Genomic DNA, 23,533 nt, shown 5'->3' with positions numbered 1-23,533 from the left:
TCCCGGTTCCAGTTACTGCTCCAAAACTTGAACGACTCCCCTCTGAGCGGCGTGAGACGACCGGCAGTGAAGCCTCGCGCACATCTCGTGAGCAGAAGACGTCGAGTCAGTCGAATGGACTCGACACCTTCTGCTCACCAAGCGCCGAGACCCGACGGATGAGCGGGGCCGTCAGCCGCTACCGGTAGGTTGCCCGTCATGGAAGAACGGGTCTTCGGCGGCAGGTACCGCGTCACGGGCACGCTCGGACACGGTGGCATGGCGTCCGTGTACCGGGCGGTCGACGAGCAGCTCGGCCGCGAGGTCGCCGTCAAGGTGTTCCGCATCGGACCGGTCGACCACGGTGAACGCGCCCGCGCCGAGTCGGAGATCCAGACGCTCGCGACACTGCGCAGCCCGGCCCTCGTCACCCTGTACGACGCCGCCCTCGACGACGAGGACGGGGACTCGTACCTCGTCATGGAGCTCGTGCCCGGCAGCGACCTGGCCACCCGGCTGCGCGAAGGACCGCTCGACCCCACGACCGCCGCCCGCGTCGGCGCACAGGTGGCCGACGGGCTGAGCGCCGTGCACGCCCAGGGCATCGTCCACCGCGACGTGAAGCCCGCCAACGTGCTGCTCGAGCGCGACGGCAGCCACGTCAAGCTCGCCGACTTCGGCATCGCCCTGCTCCGTGACGCCTCGCGCGTGACGGGGACGGGCACCGTGATGGGAACAGCCGCGTACCTCGCGCCGGAGCAGGTCCTGGCGCAGGAGATCACCGGCAAGGCCGACGTCTACGCGCTCGGGCTGGTGCTGCTCGAGTGCTTGACCGGCGGGACACCGTTCCCGGGCAGCGCGATCGAGTCCGCGACCGCGCGACTCACCCGCAGCCCGGAGATCGACCAGCACCTGCCGACGGCCTGGCGCACGCTCCTGCACGTGATGACCGCGCAGGACCCGTCCGAGCGCCCGAGCGCGGCGGAGGCAGCCGAACGACTCCGCGCCCTGGGCCGCGACGAGCCCGGGCCCGCCACGCAGCTCCTGCCCGGTGGTCCCGGCACGTTGACGGCAGCCGGTGCCGGCGCGGCAGCCGGAGCAGCCGCGGCCGGTGCCGCCGCCGCAGCCACAGCTCCGATGGCCGCGCACGCGGACGACGCGACCCGCGTGATGCCGGCGAGTGGTGCCTCCCGTCCGGGTGGACAGCCGGGCGCGGACGACGCGACCCGCGTCATGGACGCCCAGCAGCCGAACGCCGCGGACGATGTGTCGACCACCGTCCTCGGTGCTCAGCGCGGCACCGGCGGTCCGACCGGCGGTGGCGGCGTGCCACCCGCGGCCCCGCCCGTCCGTCCGGGCTCCGGTGACGCCCCGGCGCAGCGCGAGAAGCGACGCAAGGGGCCGATCATCACGGCGATCGTCGTGGTCGTCCTGGTGCTGGTCGGCATCGGGGTCGCAGTGTTCGCACTGAACGGCGACGACGACGGCACACCGGCTCCGACGGACACGAACTCGACAGCGCCGACGGAGCAGCAGCCCAGCGAGGAGCAGCAGCCGAGCGAGGAGCAGCAGCCGAGCCAGGAGCAGCAGCAGCCGAGCGAGCCGGCTGAGCAGCAGCCCTCCGAGCCGGCCGAGCAGCCGTCCGAGCCCGCTGAACAGCCGAGCGAGCCCGCCGAGCCCAGCCAGGAGCCTTCCGTCGGTCCGGAGCCGAGCGCGCCGGTCTCGAACCCGGTGCAGGAGCCGCAGGACGGCGCCGACCCAGCCGACGGCGCAGCCGACACGACGACCGACACGACGACCGACACGTCAGCGGACGCGGGTCCGCGCAACTCGGAGAACGCGCCCGGGCAGAACAAGGGCTGACACGCCGAGCGTTTTCGTCCAGACGCTGGACCAAATACGCTGGACCCGTGCGAGAACTGCAACGGAGCGGTGGGCCGACGACGGCCGTCGCGGCGCGGAACGGTGTCGGCTTCGGATCATCGGAGGGGTGGCTGGTCGAACGACCCGCGGGTGACGGTGTCGTCGTGGCGCTCGTCCCCGGGGGCGGTGGCCGGGTGGTCGCACCCGGCGACGAACTGTCGTGGGTCTGGTTCCCCGAACGCACGCTGCCGCAGGGCGCCGCCGAGCCCACCGAGGCGGACCTGCCGCACTTCTGGGACGCCACGGCCTTCACCGTGGACGTCGTCTTCACCGATGGCACGCGACTGAGCGAGCACGCGGCCGCGCACGGTGGACACACCCGCGACCAGTACGGCGACGCGCTCACGCCCGAGGCGCAGGACGCAGCCCGCAAGCAGTGGGTCGACCAGTGGAACCGTCGCGCGGTGGACCTCACGCCGTTCGCGGGGCTGGTCGTCGACCGACTGGAGGCCCGGCTCGGCTCCGACCCGCAGCCGTCGGACGCCGACGGGGCGCGTCCAGCCCTGCGCGGCTGGCTCGACGACGTCCGGATCGCCCCGGCACGGCCGGCACCGGTCACGCCGCTCGACCACGTCCGCACGACCCGCGGCACGCAGGCTTCGTCACGGTTCTCCCGCGGCAACAACGCGCCGCTCGTCGGCATCCCGCACGGCGGGGTCTTCGGCCTGCCGATGACCGACGCGTCGAGCAACCGCTGGCCCTACGCGTACCAGGAGCACTCGCGCACCGACGCCGACGGGCGGGTCCGACCGGCGATCCAGGCGTTCGCGACGAGCCACATCCCGTCGCCGTGGATGGGGGACCGCGGCGTGTTCCAGGTCATGCCGTCGCCGCTCGACACCCCCGACGTCGACCGAGCCGCCCGCGCGCTCGGCTTCGACCACGACGACGAACTCGACGGTCCGCACCGGTACCGGGTCGCCCTCGACCAGGGTGTGACGGCCGAGATGACCGCGGGGGAGTTCGCCCTCGGCTTCCGGTTCACCGGTACCCGCAGCATCGTGCTCGACCACCACGGGTGGGTCTCCGACGTCTCCGTGACCGTGACCGACGGCACCGCCGTGGTCGAGGCCCTGCTCGACGACCGCCCCGGCACCCCGCCGCACCACGTGCACGTCCGGATCCCGCACGTGACCGCGGACCACACCAGCATCGGCGAGCACGAGCTGCGCGGCTGGCTAGCCGTCGACGGCGACGGAGCGGTCGACGTCCTGCTCGGCATCTCGACCGTCTCCATCGAGGACGCCCGCGCGAACCTCGACGCCGCCGGCTCCTTCGACGCCATGTGCACCCGCGCCGAGGCGCTCTGGACGGAGAAGCTCGCGACCCTGTCGTTCGACGGAGCCACCCCGGACCAGCTGGTGAGCCTGTACTCCGGCCTGTACCGGCTCTTCCTCTACCCGAACCGTGCCGGCGAGACCGCCCTGACCGGGTCGCCGCACCACCGTTCCCCGTACGGAGCCGTCCTCGCCGACCCGATCCGCGACGAGCCCGGGCCGGAGGTCGTCGAGGGATCGTTCACCACCACGAACGGGTTCTGGGACACCTACCGCACCGCCTGGCCGCTCCTCGGACTCCTCACCCCGGAGACCGCCGGCGAGCTCGCGCAGGGCTTCGTCGAGCACCACCACGACGGCGGGTGGACCCCGCGCTGGAGCGCCCCCGGCGCCGAGGACTGCATGACGGGCACCACGAGCGACACCGTCTTCGCCGACCTCGCGGCGAAGGGCGTCACCGGGTTCGACCTCGCCGAGGCGTACCGGAGCGCGGTCCGCAACGCGACCGTCCCGCCGCGTGACGAGCGTGTCGGACGCAAGGGGAGCCTCCCGGGCGCCTTCCGCGGCCACGTCGACACCGCGACGTCCGAGGGCATGTCCTGGACCCTGGACGCCGCCATCAACGACTGGGGCCTCGCGGTGATGGCGGGGCTGCTCGCGTCGCGGGCGGGCACGCCCGCCGACCTGTCCCGGTACGAGGCCGAGGCGGAGTGGTTCGCCCGGCGATCCCTCCAGTACCGGCACGTGTTCGACTCCGAGCGGGGCTTCTTCATCGGCCGCGACCCCGACGGCTCGTGGCGGGTCGGTACCGAGTTCGACCCGCGCGACTGGGGCGACGACTACACCGAGACGAACGCGTGGGGCACGGCCTTCACCGCACCCCACGACGGTGCCGGCATCGTGGACCTGCACGGCGGCCCGGCGCGGTTCGACGCCACGATCGACGCCTTCTTCGCGACGCCTGAGACCGGCGCGACCGTCCGCTCCGGCGCGTACGGCTTCCCCATCCACGAGATGACCGAGGCCCGCGACGTCCGGATGGGCATGCTCGGCCTGTCCAACCAGCCGGCGCACCACATCCCGTTCTTCCCGATGTTCACCGGTCGGCACGACGACGCGCACCGCATCGTGCGCGAATCGCTCGAGCGGCTGTTCGTCGGCTCCGACCTCGGCCAGGGCTACCCCGGCGACGAGGACAACGGCGAGATGAGCGCCTGGTACGTCTTCGCGACGATCGGCCTCTACCCGCTGGCGCCGTCCACGGGCACCTACGTGCTCGTGCCGCCGTCGGTCCGCAGGACGGTGCTGCAGCAGCCGGGAGGAACGCCCACCGTCATCGAGGTCGCCGACGGTTCCGCAGGTGCCTACGTGGCGTCGGTGACGGTCGACGGCTCGCCCTGGACATCGGTCAGCATCCCGCACCACGTGGTGGTGTCGGCGTCGCACATCGTCTTCACGCTGTCGTCCGAACCGCAGGGCTGGGCATCGGACACGCGGCCGGTGTCGGCCTCCGAGGTCCACGGCTACCGGGACGCCCCGGTCGACCTGCTGCCCGTCGGAGCCTCGGCGCTCACCGACGACACCGGGCGGACCCTCACGGCGGTCGCCACGGGGGAGTCGGTCTCGTTCGACGTGGACTGCCCCGCCGCGTCGCTGTACACGGTGACGGTGGCGACTCCGGGGTCGTACTCGTGGCAGGTGTCCCTCGGTGAGACCGTCACGGCCGTCGACGGCGCCGAGTTCACCTGGCCCGGGCAGACCCGGGTGTTCCGGATCATCGGCGGCGGCTCGTCGTTCACGTTCACCGCCGGCACCGACCTGACGCTGACGCAGCTCGAGCTGATCGCGGCGGACGGTGCCTGACCTCGACCGCTGATCGGGTCTTCTGCGGCGGTTCAGAGGCGGCACTCAAGGTCGCCCGGCATGCTCGTCGGCATGTCGATCGCGAACTCGTGGGACCCGTCCGGTGGCCGTGCAATCCCGGAGGACCAGGTCCGCGAGGACGGGCTGGAGCTCGACGAGGACCCGGCGATGCTCGGGATCTCCTTCGACGTCGTCGGTGGCGCCTCCGCCGACCCCGCCGCGGTGTCCCCGGTCGACGTGCGTGTCCCGTCCTCGGGGACCCCGGCCTCCGCCGACTGAGGCGTACCTGGTCGAATCGGGCGTACCTGGTCGGAAGTTTCGACCAGGTACGCCCGAAACCGTCTTGCATCGCGCGCGCTCTGGGAAAGAACGTCAGCGCGCGGAAGAGTCTGGGACGCGGTACTTGAAGCCGACATGGGACGCGGTGAAGCCGAGGCGCTCGTAGAACCGGTGCGCATCCGTCCGGGCGGCGTCCGAGGTGAGCTGCACGAGCGGGGTCCCGAGGTCCGGCGCTGCGACGTCGGTCACCCAGCGCATCAGCGCGCTGCCGATGCCGCCCGAGCGGAGCGCACTGCTCACGCGGACGGCCTCGACGAGCAGTCGCGTCGAACCCCGGCGAGCCATGCCCGGGATCCGGGTGAGCTGCAGCGTGCCGACGAGCCGACCGGACTCGTCCTCGGCGACCAGCAGCGCGTTCGCCGGGTCGTCGGTGATCGATCGAAGGGCCGCGGCGTACTGCGGGCGGTCCTCCGGGGCGGCGACATCGCCGCGGGCGGCACTGATCGGGTCGTCGGACAACAGCGCCATCAGGGCGTCGAGGTCGCCGTCGACCGCGTTCCGCACCACCACCGAACCGGCGCGGGCGGACAGGCGGACGGGCAGGGTGAGGTCGTGGAGCACGACTCCACCCTGCCCGATGGGCTCACGGAACGGTGTGCCCCGCGGCGGTGAAGATCCGGTACCACTCCTCGCGCGACAGCTCGACGTCCGAGCCGGCCGCCGAGTCGCGGACGCGCTGCGGGTTCGTCGTGCCGAGGACGACCTGGAAGTGCGCGGGGTGCCGGGTGATCCAGGCGACGGCGATGCCGGTCGGGGTGACCCCGTGCGCGGCGGCGATCTCCTCGAGGACGTCGTTGAGGTCGGCGTACTGCTCGCGGTCGCCGAGGAAGACGCCGTCGAAGAACCCCTTCTGGAACGGTGACCAGGCCTGCAGCGTGATGTCGTTGATCCGCGAGTAGTTGAGGATGTCGTTGTCGCGGGAGATCGACTGGTCGAGGCCACCCATGTTCGCCGTGAGGCCCTGCGAGATGACGTTGGCGTGCGTGATGCTCAGCTGCACCTGGTTGAAGGCGAGCGGCTGGCGGACGTGCTTCTTGAGCAGGTCGACCTGGCCAGGGGTGTGGTTCGAGACCCCGAAGTGGTGCACCTTGCCGGCGGCGTGCAGCTCGTCGAAGGCCTTCGCGACCTCCTCCGGCTCGACCAGGGCGTCGGGACGGTGCAGCAGCAGGACGTCGACGTAGTCGGTCTGCAGCGCGGTGAGCGATTCGTCCACCGACTCGAGGATGTGCTCGTACGAGAAGTCGAAGTACGCGCCGTTCGGGGTCGGACGGATGCCGACCTTGGTCTGCAGCACGATCTCGGCACGCTCCGACGGTGACAGCGTCACGGCGGCACCGAACCGCTCCTCGCAGCCGTGCCACTCGCCGTACACCGCGGCGTGGTCGAACATGTTCACGCCCGCGTCACGCGAGGCGCTGTAGAGCGCGCGGATGTCATCGTCGCTCATGTCGTTGATCCGCATCAAGCCGACGACGACGTCGGATGCGGTGAGGTCCGTCTGTGGCAACTCCAGTGTCTTCACGCCCACGATCCTGCCAGCCGGTCCCCGGTGCAGGCAGGCCCTGCCAGTACCTCAGGCGCGTTCGGGCAGCAGGACGGCGAGCACTCCGGAGTCGTCCGTCCACGTACCGGTCAGCTTCTCGCCCTCGGGCAGGGCGGTGCCGACGACCCGAGCGATGACGATCGTGCCGTGGTCGGTCGCGATCGACGTCACCGCGCCCGTCGTGGTCGCGTGCACCGAGGTGACATCGGGGGAGTCGGGTTCGGAGCCGCTGCCGCTGGCCCAGGCGTCCTTCGGCCGCCGTCCGGCATCGTTCGCGAGTTCGAGCTCCGCTTCGTGCCCGCCGGTGACGATCGCCCGGCGCAGGACGTCGGCGTGGACCGGATCGCCCACGGCGTCGTACACCCAGCGTCGCCCGAGCACGGAGTGGTCCATCTCGGTGACCAGGAACGCGTCGGCGCCGGGCAGCGGTGCATCCCGGTAGGTCAGTGGCGCCTGCAGGACCCGGCCGTCCTCGGTGCGGGCGAGCAGCACTTCGACGCCGACCTCGCCGGCGGGGTCGTCGAACCGGAACTGCCCGACGACCTGCAGCGGCGCTCCCGCGACGACGCCGCTCCACGCCTGGTCGGGCAGCCAGGCGGCGAGCGCCTCGGCCATGGAGGGGCGGAGCGTTGCCTGCTCGATGACTGCCATGTCCTGACCGTACTGCTGCGCAGCACCCTGTCGTCGGCGCACCTCGAGGTCAGTGGACGGAGAACCCGCCGTCGACCGCGATGGACTGCCCCGTGACGTACGCCGAACCAGGGCCGGCGAGGAACACGGCAGCGGCGGCGAAGTCCGAAGCGAGTCCGTTCCGGCCGACCAGCGTCCGCGCCGCGAGGGCTGACACCGCGGCCGGGTCGGAACCGAGCCGCTCGTTGAGCGGCGTCCGTACGAAACCGGGGATGAGGACGTTGGAGGTGACCCCCTGCGCGGACCAGGCCTCCGCTTGGGACCGGGCCAGTGCCTCCAGGCCGGCCTTGGAGACCCCGTACGCGCCACTCGAGGCGAACGGACGGTGCGCCTGCTGCGAGCTGATGCTGATGATCCGGCCGTGGCCGCGAGCGGCCATGCCGGGCGCGAGCCGCTGGCCGAGCACGAAGGGTGCGTCGAGGTTCACGGCCATCGTGGCGTCCCAGGTGTCCTCGTCGAGGTCGGCCATCGGCGGCCGGAGGTTGATCCCGGCGGAGTTCACGAGGACGTCGACGTCACCCGCCGCGTCGGCGAGGGCGTGTGCCCCGGCACGCGAGGACAGGTCCGCGACGATGCCGTCGGCCGATCCTCCAGCGGCGCGGACGTCGTCGACCGTCGCGTCGATGGTTGACCGAGTCCGAGCAGCGACGAGCACGTGCGCATCCGCGTCGGCGAGTGCGGTGGCGATGGCGCGTCCGATGCCGGAACTGCCTCCCGTCACCAGGGCGGTGCGTCCGTCGAGGCCGAAGTGCTGCTGCAGCGACATCCGGCCAGGCTAGCGAGGCCCCGTACGCTGGGCCGGTGCGTGACGACCTGCTGCCGATGCTCGCCTGCCCCGTGTGCGCCGAGCCCCTCGGACGGGTCGCCGGCGGCCAGGTCGGCTGTGCGACCGGGCACCGGTTCGACGAGGCCAAGCAGGGGCACCTGACGTTGTTGCCGGCGAAGCGCCGAGCGCTCACCGCGGACACCCCGGAGATGGTCGACGCGCGGCTGCGGTTCCTGGGACGGGGCCACTACGCGCCCGTCGAGCGGGCGCTCGCCGACGTCGTCGCGGACGCCACGGCGCCCGGCATCGTGCTCGACGTCGGGTCCGGTCCGGGGACCTACCTGGCGCATGCGCTGGACGCAGCGCACGTTCCGGACGGTGCGGACGTTCCGGACGGTGCGGACGGGCGGCTCGGGGTCGCGCTGGACCTGTCGGCCATCGCGATCCGACGGGCGGCCCGCGTCCACGAACGTGCCGGAGCCGTCGTCGGGGACGTGACCGAGCGCCTCCCGGTCGTCGACCACGCTGCCGCCGTCGTCCTCGACGTCTTCGCACCGCGCAACCAGACCGAGTACGCCCGTGTCCTGCACCCCGACGGCGTGCTGGTCGTCGTGACCCCGCGGACCGGCCACCTGGCGGAGCTGGCCGAGGCGACGATCTCCGTCGACCCGGAGAAGGAGCGGCGGCTGCTCGACTCGCTCACGCCGTCGTTCGTCCTGCGGTCCTCCGATGACCTGACGTGGACGATGGACCTCTCCGCCGAGGACGTCCACGACGTGGTGCACATGGGGCCGAGCCACCACCACGTCGCACCGGACGCGGTGTTCGCCCCGGCGACGGTGACGGCCGCGGTCACCGTGTCGACGTGGACGCCGACGCGCTGACCGCGGCCACGGGGAACTACAGCTAGCGGTCGGCCGGGGCGACGTCGAGCTGCCAGACCACGCCGAACCGGTCGCGGAGCTGCCCGGCGAGCGGCGCCCAGGCCGAGGGAGCGAGGGGCTGCCGGATCTCGGCGCCGTCGGACAGCACGGCCCAGTACCGCTCGATCTCGGCGGTGTCGTCGCCGTGCACGAACACGTAGAACGCGTTCGATCCCTGGTCGTAGGGCTGCCCGGGCCAGACGTCGAAGGCCATGAGCCGGAACCCGGCGTCGGTGGAGACCTGCCCGAAGACGATGCGGTCGGCCCAGGCCTGGTCGTCCAGGGCGCCCATCTGGCCGTACGTGGCGGCGGTGACCTCGCCGCCGAAGACCGATGCGTAGAAGTCGAGGGCCTCGCGGGCATTGCCGTCGAAGTTGAGGTGGGGTGTCGTTTCGATGCTCATGGAACGAGGATGACCGGCAAAGCGGTCAGATCGTGTCCGCTTCTCCGAGGAGAATGATCGACATGGCCGGACCCTTCTCGCGCATGCTCGTGCTGCTGTCGCTGTTGCAGGTGCAGCGTGACTGGCCGGGCGACGAGCTCGCCGGACGCCTCGAGGTCAGCCCCCGCACGGTCCGCCGCGACGTCGACCGGCTCCGCGAGCTCGGGTACCGCGTGGAGGCGCTCCGCGGGCCGGCCGGGGGCTACCGGCTCGCAGCGGGCTCGGACCTTCCGCCGCTGCTGTTCGACGACGACCAGGCCGTGGCGATCGCGCTCGCCCTGACCGTCGCCCCCGCCTCGGGCGCGGACATCGCCGAGTCGGCCGCCCGGGCGCTGGCGACGATCCGGCAGGTCATGCCCGCGCGGCTCCGGTCGCGCATTGACGCGGTGCAGGCCGTGACCGCGACGAGCCGCACCACGACCGACCCGGACGTCCTGGTGGCGGTGAGCGAGGCCGTCCACCTGCGCGAGGTGTTCCGCTTCGGCTACGGCGAGGACGAGACCCCGCACCGGGTGGAAGCGCACGCCGTGATCGCGCGGAACGGCCGCTGGTATCTGCTCGACTGGGACCTCGACCGCGACGACTGGCGCACCCATCGCATCGACCGGATCACCCCGCGGATGCGTACGCGGGTGCCGTTCACCCCACGGCCCGTACCCGGTGGCGACCCCGTGGTCTTCGTGGCGGCGCGCTTCAAGGGATCGGCGCAGGCCGACGTGTGGCCGTGCGTTGGTGCGGTCACCATGACGGCCGCCGAGGCCCGGACGATCGCGCACTACCTGCCCGAGGACGCCGTCGTCGAACCCCTGTCCGACGCGCGGATTCGGGTGACGCTCGGTTCGTGGTCCTGGCCGGGGCTGGCCGGAGCGTTCGCGGGGTTCGCGGTCGACTTCGTCGTCGAGGGTCCCGAGGACCTCGCCTGCTCGGTCCGTGCGCTGTCCGCACGACTCAGCGCCTCGACCGCGGACTGAAGACGGACCCGTTCGGGCCTCAGACCGACGTGTCGACGAGCGCGCTGCCCGGGCCGAACACCATCACGATCGGTGCCAGCAGGACGACCACGGCGCAGCAGACGGCGAGCGCCGCGCGCTTCCGCCCGCGCCCGCGCGACCACCCCACCAGTGCGAGGACGAGCGCCGCGATCGCGGCCAGCCACGGCACGAACGCCAGCGGCACGGCCCAGAACCACAGCAGGAGCTGCCGCTGCTCACCGAAGAGCCACAGCGGCCCGAAGACGACCGCCCACAGCGCACCGATCGACACCACGGCCGTGGTGAGCAGGCTCCCGGCCACGGCGGACGCCCTCGTTCCGGGGCGGGTCGGGGGAGCAGGGATCACCATGCTCCGATCGTAGGACGGCGAGCGCGCGTTAGCGGGGCGCATGCGTCCGCCAGGGCGGCGTGAGGAAACCGTTAGGAGCGGCCAGGAGGCCCGGTGCAGGATCCAGCATCGGTCCAGGCACCACACGTGGTGCCGTCCGCGTCGCCCGGCGCGGACACCGCAGACCTTCTGGAGTCCCTCGTGTTCGACGTGTTCGTCGTCGCCGGTGTCCTCGCCGTGTTCGGCGTGGTGGCACTGATCGCCAAGGGGGTGGAACGGCTGTGATCGGCATCACCATCGCGGCCGCCGTCCTCGGCATCGCCGCAGTCGTGTACCTCGTCTGGGCGCTCGTGCGTCCGGAGCGGTTCTAGTGGGCGCCGTGGGCGCGTCGGGCACCGCGGACGTCTGGGCGGGGATCGTCCAGGTCGCCACGCTCGTCCTGCTGCTCGTCGTCGCCTATCGCCCGCTCGGCGACTGGATGGCGAAGGTCTTCACACCCGTCCGGCACAACCGGGTCGAGCGCGGGGTCTACCGGCTGATCGGGGTCGACCCGGACGCCGAACAGTCCTGGCCCGTGTACCTGCGCGGCGTGCTGCTCTTCAGCGTCGTCGGGCTCCTGCTCGTCTACCTGCTGCAGCGCGTCCAGGTCGTGCTGCCCGGCGACCTCGGCCTGCCGGCCGTGGGCCCGTCGCTCGCGTTCAACACCGCGGCGTCGTTCGTCGCGAACACGAACTGGCAGTCGTACTCACCCGAGGTGACCGTCGGGTACAGCGTGCAGATGGCCGGCCTCGCGGTGCAGAACTTCCTGTCCGCAGCCGTCGGGCTCGCCGTCGCCGTGGCGCTGGTCCGCGGGTTCGCCCGGCGCAAGTCCGGAACGCTCGGCAACGTGTGGGTCGACGTCGTCCGCGGCGTCGGTCGGCTGCTGCTGCCCGGGGCGTTCGTCTTCGCGATCGTGCTCGTCGCCGGCGGCGTCATCCAGTCGTGGGGGAGCGGCACCGACGTCACCACGCTGGTCGGTGGCACGCAGCACCTGCCGGACGGGTTCGTGGCGTCGCAGGAGGCGATCAAGGAACTCGGCACGAACGGCGGTGGCTACTCCAACGCCAACTCGGCGCACCCGTTCGAGAACCCGCAGGCGTGGACGAACCTGGTCGAGGTCTTCCTGATGCTCGTCATCCCGTTCTCGCTGCCGCGCACCTTCGGCCGGATGGTCGGCGACGACCGCCAGGGCTACGCGATCCTCGCCGTGATGGGCGCGATCTTCCTCGTGTCCCTGTCGGTGATGTCGATCGCCGAGCTCAGCGGTGGGGGGCTCGCCACACACGCAGCCGGTGCCGCGATGGAGGGCAAGGAGACCCGGTTCGGGATCCTCGGCACCACCCTGTTCGGCACGACGTCGACCGCGACCTCGACCGGTGCGGTGAACGGCATGTTCGACAGCTTCACGCCGATCGGCGGGATGATGGCGATGCTCAACATGATGCTCGGCGAGGTCACCCCCGGCGGTGTCGGTTCCGGCCTGTACGGCATGCTCGTGCTCGCCGTCATCACGGTGTTCATCGGCGGGCTGCTCGTCGGCCGGACGCCGGAGTACCTCGGCAAGAAGATCCGCGCCAAGGAGATGACCTTCGCGGCGCTGTACATCCTGGTGACGCCGACCCTCGTGCTCCTCGCGACCGGACTCTCGCTCGTGATCCCCGGTGTCCGGGAACAGGTGCTCGGCACGTCGATCTTCAACCCCGGCAACCACGGTCTGTCCGAGCTGCTCTACGCCTTCACCTCGGGCGCGAACAACAACGGCTCGGCCTTCGGCGGGCTCACCGCGAACACCACGTGGATGAACTCCGGGCTCGGCGTCGTGATGCTGCTCGGGCGTTTCGTGCCGATGGTGTTCGTCCTGGCGCTCGCCGGGTCGCTCGCCGCCCAGGACCGCGTGCCCGAGACCGCCGGCACCCTGCCCACCCACCGCCCGCTGTTCATCGGGCTGCTCGGCGGCGTCGCCGTCATCGTCACCGCACTCACCTACTTCCCGGTGCTCGCACTGGGCCCGCTCGCAGAAGGACTGTCATGACCGTGACCACCGAGCCGGAACCGCGCACCGCAGTGGAGCCGGCCACCCGCTCGTCCGCATTCGGGCCCCGCCAACTGGTGGCGGGCCTCCCGGGAGCCCTGCGGAAACTCGATCCGCGACTGATGTGGCGGAACCCCGTCATGTTCATCGTCGAGGTCGGCGCAGCCCTGACGACGGCGGCCGCCGTCGTCGAGCCGTCCGCCTTCACCATCGCCATCGCGGTGTGGCTCTGGCTCACCGTCGTCTTCGCGAACCTGGCGGAGTCCGTCGCCGAGGGCCGGGGCAAGGCCCAGGCCGACACGCTGCGGAAGACCCGCTCGACCACGAGCGCCCGCCGGGTGCTCGGCTACGACCCGGCCGACGCCGCAGCCGTCGCCAACGAGACCGAGGAGGTCGCGTCGGTCGACCTGGCCAAGGGTGACGTGGTGGTCGTCGTCGCCGGCGAGGTGATCCCGGGTGACGGTGACGTCGTCGACGGCATCGCGTCCGTCGACGAGTCGGCCGTCACGGGGGAGTCCGCGCCCGTCATCCGCGAGTCCGGCGGCGACCGCAGTGCCGTCACCGGCGGCACCCGCGTGCTGTCCGACCGGATCATCGTGCGCATCACCTCGACCCCGGGTGAGACCTTCATCGACCGGATGATCCGCCTCGTCGAGGGTGCGGCCCGGCAGAAGACGCCGAACGAGATCGCGCTGAACATCCTGCTCGCCTCGCTGTCGATCGTCTTCGTGATCGTCTGCCTGACGATGCAGCCCATTGCGGGACTCGTCGGTGCCACGGTCAGCGTCCCCGTCCTGATCGCACTGCTCGTCTGCCTGATCCCGACCACCATCGGGGCCCTGCTCTCCGCGATCGGCATCGCCGGCATGGACCGGCTCGTGCAGCACAACGTGCTCGCGATGTCGGGCCGCGCGGTCGAGGCCGCCGGCGACATCACCACCCTGCTGCTCGACAAGACCGGCACGATCACGTACGGCAACCGTCGGGCGTCCCGCGTGGTGCCGGTGCCGGGCGTGAGCGAGGCCTCGCTGATGGCGGCAGCAGCCCTGTCGAGCGCGGCGGACTCGACGCCCGAAGGCCGCTCGATCGTGTCGCTCGCTGCCGAGGCCGGGGTCACGCCGGCTCTGCCGGACGGCGCCGTCGAGGTGCCGTTCACGGCGCAGACGCGCATGTCCGGCCTGGACCTGCCGGACGGGTCGCAGATCCGAAAGGGTGCCGCTGCGGCCGTACTGGCCTGGGCAGACACCCCCGACGCCGGTTTGGTTGCCGCGATCGACTCCACCGTCGCGGAGATCTCCGACCAGGGCGGCACCCCACTGGTCGTCGGCCGCCGCTCCTCGGACGGCGCGGTCGCCCTGCTCGGCGTCGTGCACCTGAAGGACGTCGTCAAGGACGGCATGGCGTCACGGTTCGCCGAGCTCCGGTCGATGGGCATCCGCACGGTGATGATCACCGGTGACAACCCCCGAACCGCGGCCGCGATCGCGCACGAGGCCGGCGTCGACGACTTCCTGGCCGAGGCCACCCCGGAGGACAAGCTCGCGTACATCAAGCGCGAGCAGGAGGGCGGCAACCTCGTCGCGATGACCGGGGACGGCACCAACGACGCCCCGGCCCTGGCGCAGGCGGACGTCGGCGTCGCGATGAACACCGGCACGACGGCGGCGAAGGAGGCGGGCAACATGGTCGACCTCGACTCCGACCCGACCAAGCTCATCGACGTCGTCCGGATCGGCAAGCAGCTCCTCATCACCCGCGGGGCCCTGACCACCTTCTCCATCGCGAACGACGTCGCGAAGTACTTCGCGATCATCCCGGCGATGTTCCAGGCGGCGTTCCCCGGGCTCGCAGCGCTCAACATCATGGGGCTGCACAGCCCGTCGTCCGCGATCCTGTCCGCCGTCGTCTTCAACGCGCTCGTCATCGTGGCGCTCATCCCGCTGTCCCTGCGTGGCGTCAAGTACCGCGCGGCCGCAGCGTCGTCGATCCTCGGCCGGAACCTGCTCGTCTACGGGCTCGGCGGCGTGATCGTCCCCTTCATCGGCATCAAACTGATCGACCTCGTGGTCGGTCTCATCCCGGGGTTCTAGTCATGGCATCTGCACGTTCCACCGTCCGATCCGCTGGTGTGGCGATCCGCCTCACCCTGCTCGCCACCGTCGTGCTCGGCGTCGGCTACCCGCTCGCCGTCTGGGGGGTCGGCCAGGGGGTGTTCCACGACCAGGCCAACGGCTCGGAGGTCACCGACTCGTCGGGCGCCGTCGTGGGGTCCTCGCTCATCGGGCAGTCGTTCTCCGGCAAGCAGGCTGATCGCTGGTTCCAGTCGCGGCCGTCAGCAGCTGGCGAGGACGGCTACGACGCGAACGCGTCCAGTGGCTCGAACCTCGGCCCGAACAACCCCGACCTGCTCAAGGCCGTCAAGGAGCGTCGTGGGGCACTGGCGAAGGCCGACGGGGTCTCGGAGGCGGACGTCCCCGCCGACGCGGTCACCGCCTCGGGTTCGGGTCTCGACCCGGACATCAGCCCCGCGTACGCGTCGCAGCAGGTCGCGCGGGTGGCGGCGGCGCGGGGCGTGTCCGAGGACACGGTGCGGCAGTTGGTCGCATCGCACACCGAGTCGCGTCAGCTCGGGTTCCTCGGCGAGCCCGTCGTGAACGTGCTGGCCCTGAACCTCGCGCTGGCGAAGGCGTCCTCGTGATCGATCGCGCCCCGCGGTGGTCATCGCGCCCCGACTCACTGGGGCGCGATGACCACACGGGGGCGCGATCCCGCCCTGCGCCCGGCTTCGCACCCGCTGCGGAACTCGACGCGAGAGGATGAGCACGTGAAGCGCGGCAAGCTACGGGTCCTGCTCGGTGCCGCACCGGGCGTCGGCAAGACGTTCACCATGCTCGAGGAGGGCCGCCGGCTGCTCGACGAGGGCCGGGACGTCGTGGTGGCCGTGGTCGAGACGCACGAACGTGCCGCCACCGCTGCGCTCGTCGACGGTCTCGAGGTCGTCCCGCGCCGCACCGTGGACCACCGCGGTGTGGAGCTCGACGACCTGGACCTCGCCGCGGTGCTCCGACGAGCGCCCGAGGTCGCCCTCGTCGACGAACTCGCGCACACGAACGCTCCCGGCAGTGCGAACGAGAAGCGCTGGCAGGACGTCGAAGCGCTGCGGGCCGCCGGCATCGACGTCATCTCGACGGTCAACGTGCAGCACATGCAGTCCCTCGGCGACGTGGTCCGCGAGATCACCGGCACCGTGCAGCGCGAGACCGTCCCCGACGCCGTGGTGCGCGCGGCCGACCAGATCGAGGTCGTCGACCTGGCACCGGCTGCCCTGCGCGAGCGGCTCTCCGACGGACTCGTGTACCCGGCTGCCCGGATCGATGCGGCCCTGTCGAACTACTTCCGGCTCGGGAACCTGACGGCGTTGCGCGAGATCGCGCTGCTCTGGCTGGCGGACGAGGTCGACGACGCGCTCAAGGCCTACCGCGCCGAGCACGGCATCGAGCACCGGTGGGAGACCCGGGAGCGCGTGCTGGTCGCCCTGACCGGCGGCCCCGAGGGTGAGACCCTGCTGCGCCGCGGTGCCCGCATCGCCGCCCGCAGCGCCGGCGGCGAACTCGCGGCCGTGCACGTGACGACGAACGACGGCCTGCGCGAGCGGCACCCGGGGGCGCTCGGTGCCCAACGGACCCTGCTCGAACAGCTCGGCGGGACGTACCACCAGGTGGTCGGCGACGACGTGCCGTCGACCCTCGTGCGGTTCGCGCGGTCGATCGACGCGACCCAGATCGTCATCGGTGTCAGCCGTCGCAGTCGGCTCGCCGCGGCCCTGACCGGCCCGGGCATCGGCAACACGGTGATCCGTGAGTCGGGCGACATCGACGTGCACGTCGTCACGCACGAGCGCGCCGGTGGTGGCTTCGCCCTGCCGAAGCTCGGCGGCAGTCTGTCGCGCGGACGGGTCCTCGCCGCGTTCGTGCTCTCGGTCCTGGTCGGGCCCCTGCTCACGTGGGTCCTGTCGATCGGCAGCGACCCCGATGCGATCACCGTGGACGTCCTGGCGTACCAGTTGCTGGTGCTCGTCGTGGCGCTCGTCGGCGGGATGTGGCCGGCGGTGTTCACGGCGGTGCTGTCCGGACTGAGCCTCGACTTCTTCTTCGTCCAACCCCTGCACATGGTCACGGTGCAGCAGCCGTGGCACCTCTTCGCCCTGGTCATGTACGTCATCAGCGCCGTGCTCGTCAGCTTCGTGGTCGACCGGTCCGCCAGACGTTCGCGTGCTGCCCGTCGCGCCGCAGCGGAGTCGGGCCTGTTGATGGGGATCGCCGGCAGCGTCCTCCGCGGCGACGACGCCCTGCAGGCCCTGCTCGACCGCACCCGCGAGGCCTTCGGGTTCGCCGGCGTCCGGATCCGGCAGGGGAACGAGGAACCGGCCACGTCGGGGACGTTCGGCGAATCGCCGGACGCGTCCACGAGCCTCCCGTCCGGTGCCGTGCTCGAGTTCGCTGGCGCTCCGGACGACCCGACCCAGCGCCGGTTGCTGCGCGTCGTCGAGCAGCAGCTCGACGCCGCGGTCGAACACCGCTCGTTGACGCGCACCGCGCTGGACGCGGAGCGGATCGCGGCGGCGGACCGCGTCCGCAGCGCGATCCTCGCGGCCGTCGGCCACGACGTGCGTCGGCCGATCGCGGCCGCCTCGGCCGCCGTCCAGTCGTTGCGTGCGCTGGACGTCGACCTGTCCAGGGCCGACCGGGAGGCACTGCTCGCGACCGCCGACGAGAGCCTCGGTCAGTTGGCGGTGCTGTTGGCAGACCTGCTGGACGTCAGTCGTGTGCAGGCGGGTGTGCTCGCGGTCGCGTCCGGGCCGCTGGCCCTCGACACGGTGGTCGCACCGGCGCTCGACGAGCTCGAGCTCGGGCCCGACGACGTCGACCTCGACCTGCCGGCGGACCTGCCGCCGGTGCTCGCCGACCCCGTCCTGCTGCAGCGGGTCGTCGTGAACCTGCTCGCGAACGCCGTCCGCTACGCACCCGACGGCACCCGCGTGCGCGTCGCGGCGAGCGCTTTCGGAGGCGGGGTCGAGCTCCGGATCGCCGACCACGGTCCGGGGATCCCGTCGGACCGGGTCGACGAGGTCTTCCAGCCGTTCCAGCGGCTCGGCGACACCGACAACGAGACGGGCCTCGGACTCGGTCTCGCACTCGCCCGGGGGTTCACCGAGGGCATGGGCGGCACGATCGAGGTCGACGACACCCCGGGTGGTGGGCTCACCGTCGTGGTGCGGCTGCCGATCGCCGGGCACGTGGGAGTGGAGCTCCGGTGAAGGTCCTGATCGCGGACGACGACGCGCAACTCGTCCGAGCGCTCTCCGTCACGCTCGCCGCCCGCGGGTACGAGGTCGTGACGGCGAAGGACGGGCGCGCGGCGATCGACGCCGTCATCACCGAACGGCCCGACCTGGTGCTGCTCGACCTGGGCATGCCCCGACTCGACGGGATCGGGGTGCTCGAGGGCATCCGGGGGTGGTCGCAGGTGCCGGTGCTCGTGCTGTCCGGCCGGACCGACTCGTCAGACAAGGTCGACGCACTCGACGCCGGCGCGGACGACTACGTGACGAAGCCGTTCCAGATGGACGAGCTGCTGGCGCGGTTGCGAGCCCTCGGACGACGCCGTGCCCCGGCCGGCGTCGACAGCGCGCCGACGATCCGGATCGGCGACCTCGTCGTGGACCTCGTCGCGAAGCAGGTCACCCCGGCCAGCGGTCCCGCGATCCGGCTGACCCCGACGGAGTGGCGCCTGCTCGAGGTGCTCGTCACGAACCCCGACCGGCTGATGACCCGCGAGATGCTCCTGACCGAGGTGTGGGGGCCGTCGCACGGCAACGACTCGGGGTACCTGCGGCTGTACATGGCGCAGCTGCGGCGGAAGCTCGAGCCCGACTCGGCGACCCCGCGGTACCTGGTGACCGAGTCCGGCATGGGCTACCGCTTCAGCCCCTCCGGGGTCACGCCCGGGAACTGAAGGCGGCGAGCTCGGCACGGGTGCGGGCCCCGTGCTTCCGGAGCAGGTTCGCCACGTGGTACTTCACGGTGTTGACGCTGATGCCCAGGCCCTCGGCGATCTCGCGGTTGCCGATGCCTGTCGTGAGCAGCCGCAGCACGTCGCGCTCCCGCGGGGTGAGGTCGTCGTCCGCGACCGAGTCCACCTCGGTCGGCGACGGGTCGAGGGGCAGCGAGATGTCGAGGACCGAGCCCCAGTCCGGCGTGCTCGACACCTGGACGCGGCCGTCGAGGGTGACGACCCGTTCTGCGATCGGCCGCATGGCGTCGTCGTGCACGTCGAGGGTGCCGGACCCGTCGTCGCGGAGCTGCATGAGCAGGTTCCGGCCGTCGCAGTCCCACTGGATGCGGACCCGCTTGGCCGCACCACCGTCGACCAGGGCGAGCACGGCGGTCCGGACGATGGCGCGGGCCGCGTGGGCGACGTCGCCCGGCAGTGCGCGGCCGGTGGTCGGCGGCTCGACGAACTGCACGTCGAGGTCGCCGAACCGGACGAGCGGGCGCAGGTCGGCTCGGAGGCGCGAAAACGCCCCGGTGACCGGCTCCAGCAGGGTGCTGCGCTGGTGGTCGGTCTCGGTGCGCAGGTCGACGAGTGCTGCCGACGCGATCTCGACGGCCTCGGCCCGCGCGGCGGCATCGGACACCCGAGGTGACCGGAGCACGGCGAGCACGGACTCGAGGGTGAGCGCCTGACGGTCCGCCTGCTCGGCGACGGTCCGGGCGTGCTCCGAGGCGGCGAGCCGACTGGCGGGCTCGCCACGGGCCTCCCGGTCGGGTGCGATGGCGTCCATGGGAGCCGAACCTACCTGTCCCACCCGTGCGGACGGGGCCACCCGATCGGGTGGGATGCCTGCCGACGCGGGTAGCGGTGCGGCGGGCCGCGCGACGGCATGCTCGTGGACATGGCAGAACCCACCGTCCCCGCAGCGTTCGACGTGATCGTGCGCGAGGTCACCGACCTCGCCGCGAACGTCGACGACGCGTCGGCTGAGCGCGCCCTCGACCTGATCGACCGCTCCCACCGTGTCTTCGTGCACGGTGCCGGCCGTTCCGGACTCGCGCTGCGCATGACCGCGATGCGGCTCATGCACCTCGGTCGCGACGTCCACGTCGTCGGAGAGGTCACCACGCCCGCGATCCGGCCCGGGGACGTGCTCCTCGTCGCGAGCGGTTCCGGCACGACCACCGGCATCGTGCAGGCCGCCCGCACCGCGCACGACGTCGGCGCGTCCGTCGTCGCCCTGTCGACCACCGACGACTCCCCGTTGTCCGAGGTCGCGGACGTCACCCTCGTGCTGCCGGCAGCGACGAAGACCGACCGCTCCGGCACGGCCTCGGCGCAGTACGCCGGCAGCCTCTTCGAGCAGGCCGTCGCCCTGGTCGGCGACGCCCTGTTCCACACGCTCTGGTCCCGCGGCGGGCAGTCCGCCGACGACCTCTGGCCCCGACACGCAAACCTCGAATGAAAGGCATCCACATGCAGCTCCAGTTCGCCATGGACACCCTGACCACCGAAGCCGCCCTCGAACTCGCCGCCGCGGCCGCGCCGCACGTCGACGTCCTCGAGCTCGGCACGCCCCTGATCAAGAGCGCCGGCCTGTCCGCCGTCACCGCGATCAAGGAAGCCCACCCGGACAAGATCGTGTTCGCGGACCTCAAGACGATGGACGCCGGTGAGCTCGAGGCCGACATCGCCTTCTCGGCCGGTGCCGACCTGGTCACCGTCCTCGGTGTCGCCGGCGACTCGACGATCGTCGGCGCCGTCAAGGCCGCGAAGAAGCACGGCAAGGGCATCGTCGTCGACCTGATCGGCGTCTCCGACAAGGCCGCCCGTGCCCGCGAGGTCGTCGCCCTCGGCGCCGAGTTCGTCGAGGTGCACGCCGGGCTCGACGAGCAGGCGGAAGAGGGCTTCACGTTCTCGACACTGCTCGACGCCGGCAAGGAGTCGGGTGTGCCGTTCTCGATCGCCGGCGGCGTGAACGCGTCCTCCGTCGCCTCGGTGCAGGAGGCCGGTGCCCGGATCGCCGTCGCCGGCAGCGCGATCTACAGCGCGTCGGACGTCGGCGCAGCAGCCGCGGAGATCCGCGCCGCGATCACGGCGTAGCGCCCGCGGCGCCCGCGCCGCGATGGTGAGCAGAAATGGTCGAGTGCGCATCACGCACTCGACCATTTCTGCTCACCGAGGGACCTCCGCCGGTACCGTCGAGGCGTGACGATCGAGCTGCGTCGGGTGACCGCGGACGACTGGCAGACCTGGCGCCCCGTCCGGCTGCGGGCGCTCGCCGACTCCCCGCACGCGTTCGGTTCGACGCTGCAGGACTGGGCGGACGCCCCCGAGCACCGCTGGCGGACACGCCTGTCGATCCCCGGTGCGCTCGACCTGCTGGCGGTCGCCGCCGAGGGCGACGTCGTCGGGATGGCGAGCGGTGTCCCGGGCGCCGACGCCGGTGCGCCAGCCGAACTCATCTCGATGTGGGTCGACCCCGCCAGCCGGGGCCGAGGCGTCGCACGTGCCCTGGTCGAGACGATCGCGGAGTGGGCAGCGGCCTCCGGTGGCGGGGCGCTCGAACTCTCCGTGATGCCCGACAACACCGTCGCCCGGCACACCTACGAGCGCGCCGGGTTCACCGCACTCGACGAACCGGGCGCTCCCCTGCCCGACGGTCGGAACGAGGTGCTGATGCGTCGTACGGTGGTCGCATGAACCGAGTACTGCGGTGGACCGCGTGGATCGTCGCCGTGCTGCTGGTGGTCGTGGTGGTGTTCCTCGTCTGGGCGCACATCGTCATGCAGGGCACCCGGAGCGCTGCGCTGCAGGTCTGGCGCGACGACCGTGTGTCGGTCCAGGACGCCGGTGACTCCGTGGTGATGACGCCCACGGGGCAGGCCGACGGCAAGGGCATCGTGTTCATCCCGGGTGCGAAGGTCGATCCGTACGCGTACATGGCGACCTTCCGGCAGGTGGTCGCGAACGGCACGACGGTCGTCATCACGAAGCCGACGCTCAACCTCGCGTTCTTCGACACCCGGCCGCTCTCGACCTTCGAGGCGCACGCGCCGGACGTCGCGACCTGGGCGGTCGGCGGGCACTCGCTGGGCGGGGTCCGTGCCTGCCAGCTCGCGCAGGACGCGGACGGCCTGCTGCTGCTCGGCAGCTACTGCGCGAACGACATCAGCAGCTCGTACATCGACGTGCTGAGCGTCTCGGGCTCGCGTGACGGGCTCTCGACCCCCGACAAGGTCGACGCGGCCCGGCACCTGTTGCCGTCGACCGCGACGATGACCGAGGTCCAGGGTTCGAACCACGCCGACTTCGGCGCCTACGGGGACCAGCCGGGCGACCGCACGGCGACCGTCAGCCGCGAGGCCGCCCGCGAGCAGATCTCCTCGGCGATCGAGGAATGGGCGCGCGACCTGCCGCCGGCCCCTGGCCTGCGCTGACGGCGCGGTCTGAACACGCGTGCTGGAGCGGTCCTAGACTCGACGAGAGCAACGTCCACGAACCCCGTTCCCTGAAGGGCTGCAGATGACGACGCCGACCCGGCGCACACCCGCGCGACTCGCGGACACGCGAGCGCTCCTGTTCGACCTGGACGGTGTCCTCACCCCCACCGCCGACGTGCACATGCGCGCCTGGAGCCGGCTCTTCACGCCGTACCTCGAAGCGCACGGGGTCGCGCCGTACACACAGGCCGACTACTTCGCGTACATCGACGGCAAGCCGCGGTACGACGGCGTGCGGTCGCTGCTCGAGTCGCGGGGCATCGACCTGCCGCAGGGCACCCCGGACGACGGGCCGGACGACGACACCGTGTGCGGTCTCGGCAACCGGAAGAACGCCGAGTTCACCGCCGAGCTGGACGAACACGGCGTCGAGCCGTACCCCGGCTCGCTCCGGTTCCTCACCGCCGCGATCGACGCCGGCTTCCACGTCGCGGTCGTCTCGAGCTCCGCGAACGCCGTCTCGGTGCTGCGGACCGCCGGCATCCTCGACCGGTTCACCGTCGTGGTCGACGGGCTCGTCGCCCGCCAGGACGGCCTGGCGGGCAAGCCCGCCCCCGACACCTACCTGGACGCCGCCGGGCGCTTCGGACTGACCGCCGCCGAGTGCGTCGTGGTCGAGGACGCCACCAGTGGTGTCGAAGCCGGCCGGAACGGGGCCTTCGGGCTCGTCGTCGGAGTCGACCGCGGAGCGGGCGCCGACGCGCTGCGTGAACACGGTGCCGACGTCGTCGTGACGGATCTCGCCGACCTGGTCGCGGACCTTCCCCACGCGACCACCAGCACGACGTAGCCAGCGCGCCGGAGGCGAGCCGCGCCTCCCGGTCGAACCGACGTCCCCAC

General features: G+C 71.9%; 24 protein-coding genes. 17 read left to right on the top strand and 7 right to left on the bottom strand.

Features of this window, described 5'->3' with window-relative positions; translation table 11 throughout:
* The first annotated feature begins 198 nt into the window (after window positions 1-198).
* From EDF51_RS07690 to EDF51_RS07680, 3 genes are read left to right on the top strand one after another with little or no spacing between them, the layout of a single operon-like run.
* Window positions 199-1,842: a serine/threonine-protein kinase gene (locus EDF51_RS07690; RefSeq protein ID WP_134194436.1), complete on the top strand. Its 1,644-nt coding sequence runs from the start codon at window positions 199-201 to the stop codon at window positions 1,840-1,842.
* 47 nt (window positions 1,843-1,889) lie between these two features.
* The gene (locus EDF51_RS07685; RefSeq protein WP_243837095.1) at window positions 1,890-5,042 is read left to right on the top strand and encodes a GH92 family glycosyl hydrolase; all 3,153 of its coding nucleotides are present in this window, start codon (window positions 1,890-1,892) and stop codon (window positions 5,040-5,042) included.
* 60 nt (window positions 5,043-5,102) lie between these two features.
* Window positions 5,103-5,321 (top strand): hypothetical protein, encoded by a 219-nt coding sequence (locus EDF51_RS07680; RefSeq protein WP_133937413.1) that lies wholly within the window; start codon window positions 5,103-5,105, stop codon window positions 5,319-5,321.
* A 93-nt stretch (window positions 5,322-5,414) separates the two neighbouring features.
* Here EDF51_RS07680 and EDF51_RS07675 read toward each other — a convergent pair whose 3' ends face one another.
* Genes EDF51_RS07675 through EDF51_RS07660 form a run of 4 tightly spaced genes read right to left on the bottom strand, consistent with a single transcriptional unit; the run spans window position 5,415 to window position 8,380 of the window.
* Window positions 5,415-5,942 carry a GNAT family N-acetyltransferase gene (locus EDF51_RS07675; RefSeq protein WP_134194434.1) on the bottom strand — a complete coding sequence of 176 codons (528 nt, stop codon included), beginning with the start codon at window positions 5,940-5,942 and terminating at the stop codon, window positions 5,415-5,417.
* A 22-nt stretch (window positions 5,943-5,964) separates the two neighbouring features.
* Window positions 5,965-6,903, bottom strand: a complete 939-nt coding sequence (locus tag EDF51_RS07670) for an aldo/keto reductase (RefSeq protein ID WP_134194433.1) — start codon at window positions 6,901-6,903, stop codon at window positions 5,965-5,967.
* 51 nt (window positions 6,904-6,954) lie between these two features.
* Entirely contained in the window at window positions 6,955-7,575 is a 621-nt protein-coding gene (locus EDF51_RS07665) for a hypothetical protein (protein WP_134194431.1), read from the bottom strand.
* Between the two features lie 49 nt (window positions 7,576-7,624).
* A complete protein-coding gene (locus EDF51_RS07660) occupies window positions 7,625-8,380 on the bottom strand; it encodes an SDR family oxidoreductase (protein WP_134194429.1) in 756 nt (251 codons plus the stop codon).
* 35 nt (window positions 8,381-8,415) lie between these two features.
* Between EDF51_RS07660 and EDF51_RS07655 the strand changes: the two genes are divergently transcribed.
* A complete protein-coding gene (locus EDF51_RS07655) occupies window positions 8,416-9,264 on the top strand; it encodes a putative RNA methyltransferase (RefSeq protein ID WP_134194427.1) in 849 nt (282 codons plus the stop codon).
* Window positions 9,265-9,286: 22 nt separating this feature from the next.
* Here the strand turns inward: EDF51_RS07655 and EDF51_RS07650 are convergent, their stop codons facing one another.
* Window positions 9,287-9,706, bottom strand: a complete 420-nt coding sequence (locus EDF51_RS07650; RefSeq protein ID WP_134194425.1) for a VOC family protein — start codon at window positions 9,704-9,706, stop codon at window positions 9,287-9,289.
* 62 nt (window positions 9,707-9,768) lie between these two features.
* Between EDF51_RS07650 and EDF51_RS07645 the strand changes: the two genes are divergently transcribed.
* Window positions 9,769-10,716 carry a WYL domain-containing protein gene (locus tag EDF51_RS07645; RefSeq protein ID WP_134194423.1) on the top strand — a complete coding sequence of 316 codons (948 nt, stop codon included), beginning with the start codon at window positions 9,769-9,771 and terminating at the stop codon, window positions 10,714-10,716.
* 19 nt (window positions 10,717-10,735) lie between these two features.
* On the opposite strand, the gene EDF51_RS07640 is transcribed toward EDF51_RS07645, so the two are convergent.
* Entirely contained in the window at window positions 10,736-11,086 is a 351-nt protein-coding gene (locus EDF51_RS07640) for a hypothetical protein (protein WP_131845902.1), read from the bottom strand.
* A 93-nt stretch (window positions 11,087-11,179) separates the two neighbouring features.
* Here EDF51_RS07640 and EDF51_RS19820 point away from each other — a divergent pair, with 93 nt between their 5' ends.
* The 7 genes from EDF51_RS19820 to EDF51_RS07610 all read left to right on the top strand — a co-directional run bounded on the left by EDF51_RS19820 (window position 11,180) and on the right by EDF51_RS07610 (window position 19,151).
* A complete protein-coding gene (locus EDF51_RS19820; RefSeq protein WP_166673509.1) occupies window positions 11,180-11,350 on the top strand; it encodes a hypothetical protein in 171 nt (56 codons plus the stop codon).
* Window positions 11,347-11,436 carry a potassium-transporting ATPase subunit F gene (locus EDF51_RS07635; RefSeq protein WP_017887940.1) on the top strand — a complete coding sequence of 30 codons (90 nt, stop codon included), beginning with the start codon at window positions 11,347-11,349 and terminating at the stop codon, window positions 11,434-11,436. Before EDF51_RS19820 ends, EDF51_RS07635 begins: the two co-directional genes overlap by 4 nt.
* An 8-nt stretch (window positions 11,437-11,444) precedes the next feature.
* Entirely contained in the window at window positions 11,445-13,136 is a 1,692-nt protein-coding gene (gene kdpA / locus EDF51_RS07630; protein WP_134194421.1) for a potassium-transporting ATPase subunit KdpA, read from the top strand.
* Complete coding sequence (gene kdpB / locus EDF51_RS07625; RefSeq protein ID WP_134194419.1) at window positions 13,133-15,226, top strand: potassium-transporting ATPase subunit KdpB; 2,094 nt, start codon at window positions 13,133-13,135, stop codon at window positions 15,224-15,226. The genes kdpA and kdpB overlap by 4 nt, the downstream gene beginning before the upstream one ends.
* 2 nt (window positions 15,227-15,228) lie before the next feature.
* Complete coding sequence (gene kdpC / locus EDF51_RS07620; protein ID WP_134194417.1) at window positions 15,229-15,834, top strand: potassium-transporting ATPase subunit KdpC; 606 nt, start codon at window positions 15,229-15,231, stop codon at window positions 15,832-15,834.
* A 126-nt stretch (window positions 15,835-15,960) separates the two neighbouring features.
* Entirely contained in the window at window positions 15,961-18,453 is a 2,493-nt protein-coding gene (locus EDF51_RS07615) for an ATP-binding protein (RefSeq protein ID WP_134194415.1), read from the top strand.
* The gene (locus EDF51_RS07610; RefSeq protein ID WP_123937009.1) at window positions 18,450-19,151 is read left to right on the top strand and encodes a response regulator transcription factor; all 702 of its coding nucleotides are present in this window, start codon (window positions 18,450-18,452) and stop codon (window positions 19,149-19,151) included. Before EDF51_RS07615 ends, EDF51_RS07610 begins: the two co-directional genes overlap by 4 nt.
* On the opposite strand, the gene EDF51_RS07605 is transcribed toward EDF51_RS07610, so the two are convergent.
* Entirely contained in the window at window positions 19,135-19,980 is an 846-nt protein-coding gene (locus tag EDF51_RS07605; protein WP_134194413.1) for a LuxR C-terminal-related transcriptional regulator, read from the bottom strand. The two genes, EDF51_RS07610 and EDF51_RS07605, sit on opposite strands and share 17 nt — an antisense overlap.
* A 111-nt stretch (window positions 19,981-20,091) precedes the next feature.
* Here EDF51_RS07605 and hxlB point away from each other — a divergent pair, with 111 nt between their 5' ends.
* From hxlB to EDF51_RS07580, 5 genes are all read left to right on the top strand, one after another.
* Window positions 20,092-20,655, top strand: coding sequence for a 6-phospho-3-hexuloisomerase (gene hxlB, locus EDF51_RS07600; RefSeq protein ID WP_123339553.1), 564 nt, complete (start codon window positions 20,092-20,094; stop codon window positions 20,653-20,655).
* Window positions 20,656-20,666: 11 nt separating this feature from the next.
* Window positions 20,667-21,293, top strand: coding sequence for a 3-hexulose-6-phosphate synthase (gene hxlA, locus EDF51_RS07595; protein ID WP_111083537.1), 627 nt, complete (start codon window positions 20,667-20,669; stop codon window positions 21,291-21,293).
* Between the two features lie 105 nt (window positions 21,294-21,398).
* Window positions 21,399-21,893: a GNAT family N-acetyltransferase gene (locus EDF51_RS07590; RefSeq protein ID WP_134194411.1), complete on the top strand. Its 495-nt coding sequence runs from the start codon at window positions 21,399-21,401 to the stop codon at window positions 21,891-21,893.
* Entirely contained in the window at window positions 21,890-22,630 is a 741-nt protein-coding gene (locus EDF51_RS07585; protein WP_134194409.1) for an alpha/beta hydrolase, read from the top strand. Before EDF51_RS07590 ends, EDF51_RS07585 begins: the two co-directional genes overlap by 4 nt.
* Before the next feature lie 85 nt (window positions 22,631-22,715).
* On the top strand, window positions 22,716-23,483 hold the full coding sequence (locus EDF51_RS07580) for an HAD-IA family hydrolase (protein ID WP_111083533.1): 768 nt from the start codon (window positions 22,716-22,718) through the stop codon (window positions 23,481-23,483).
* Window positions 23,484-23,533 lie beyond the last annotated feature (50 nt).

Source organism: Curtobacterium sp. PhB25, assembly GCF_004365375.1.
Taxonomy (GTDB): Bacteria; Actinomycetota; Actinomycetes; order Actinomycetales; family Microbacteriaceae; genus Curtobacterium.
Note: the sequence above shows the minus strand (reverse complement) of the source record. Positions and strands in the feature narration are given on the sequence as shown.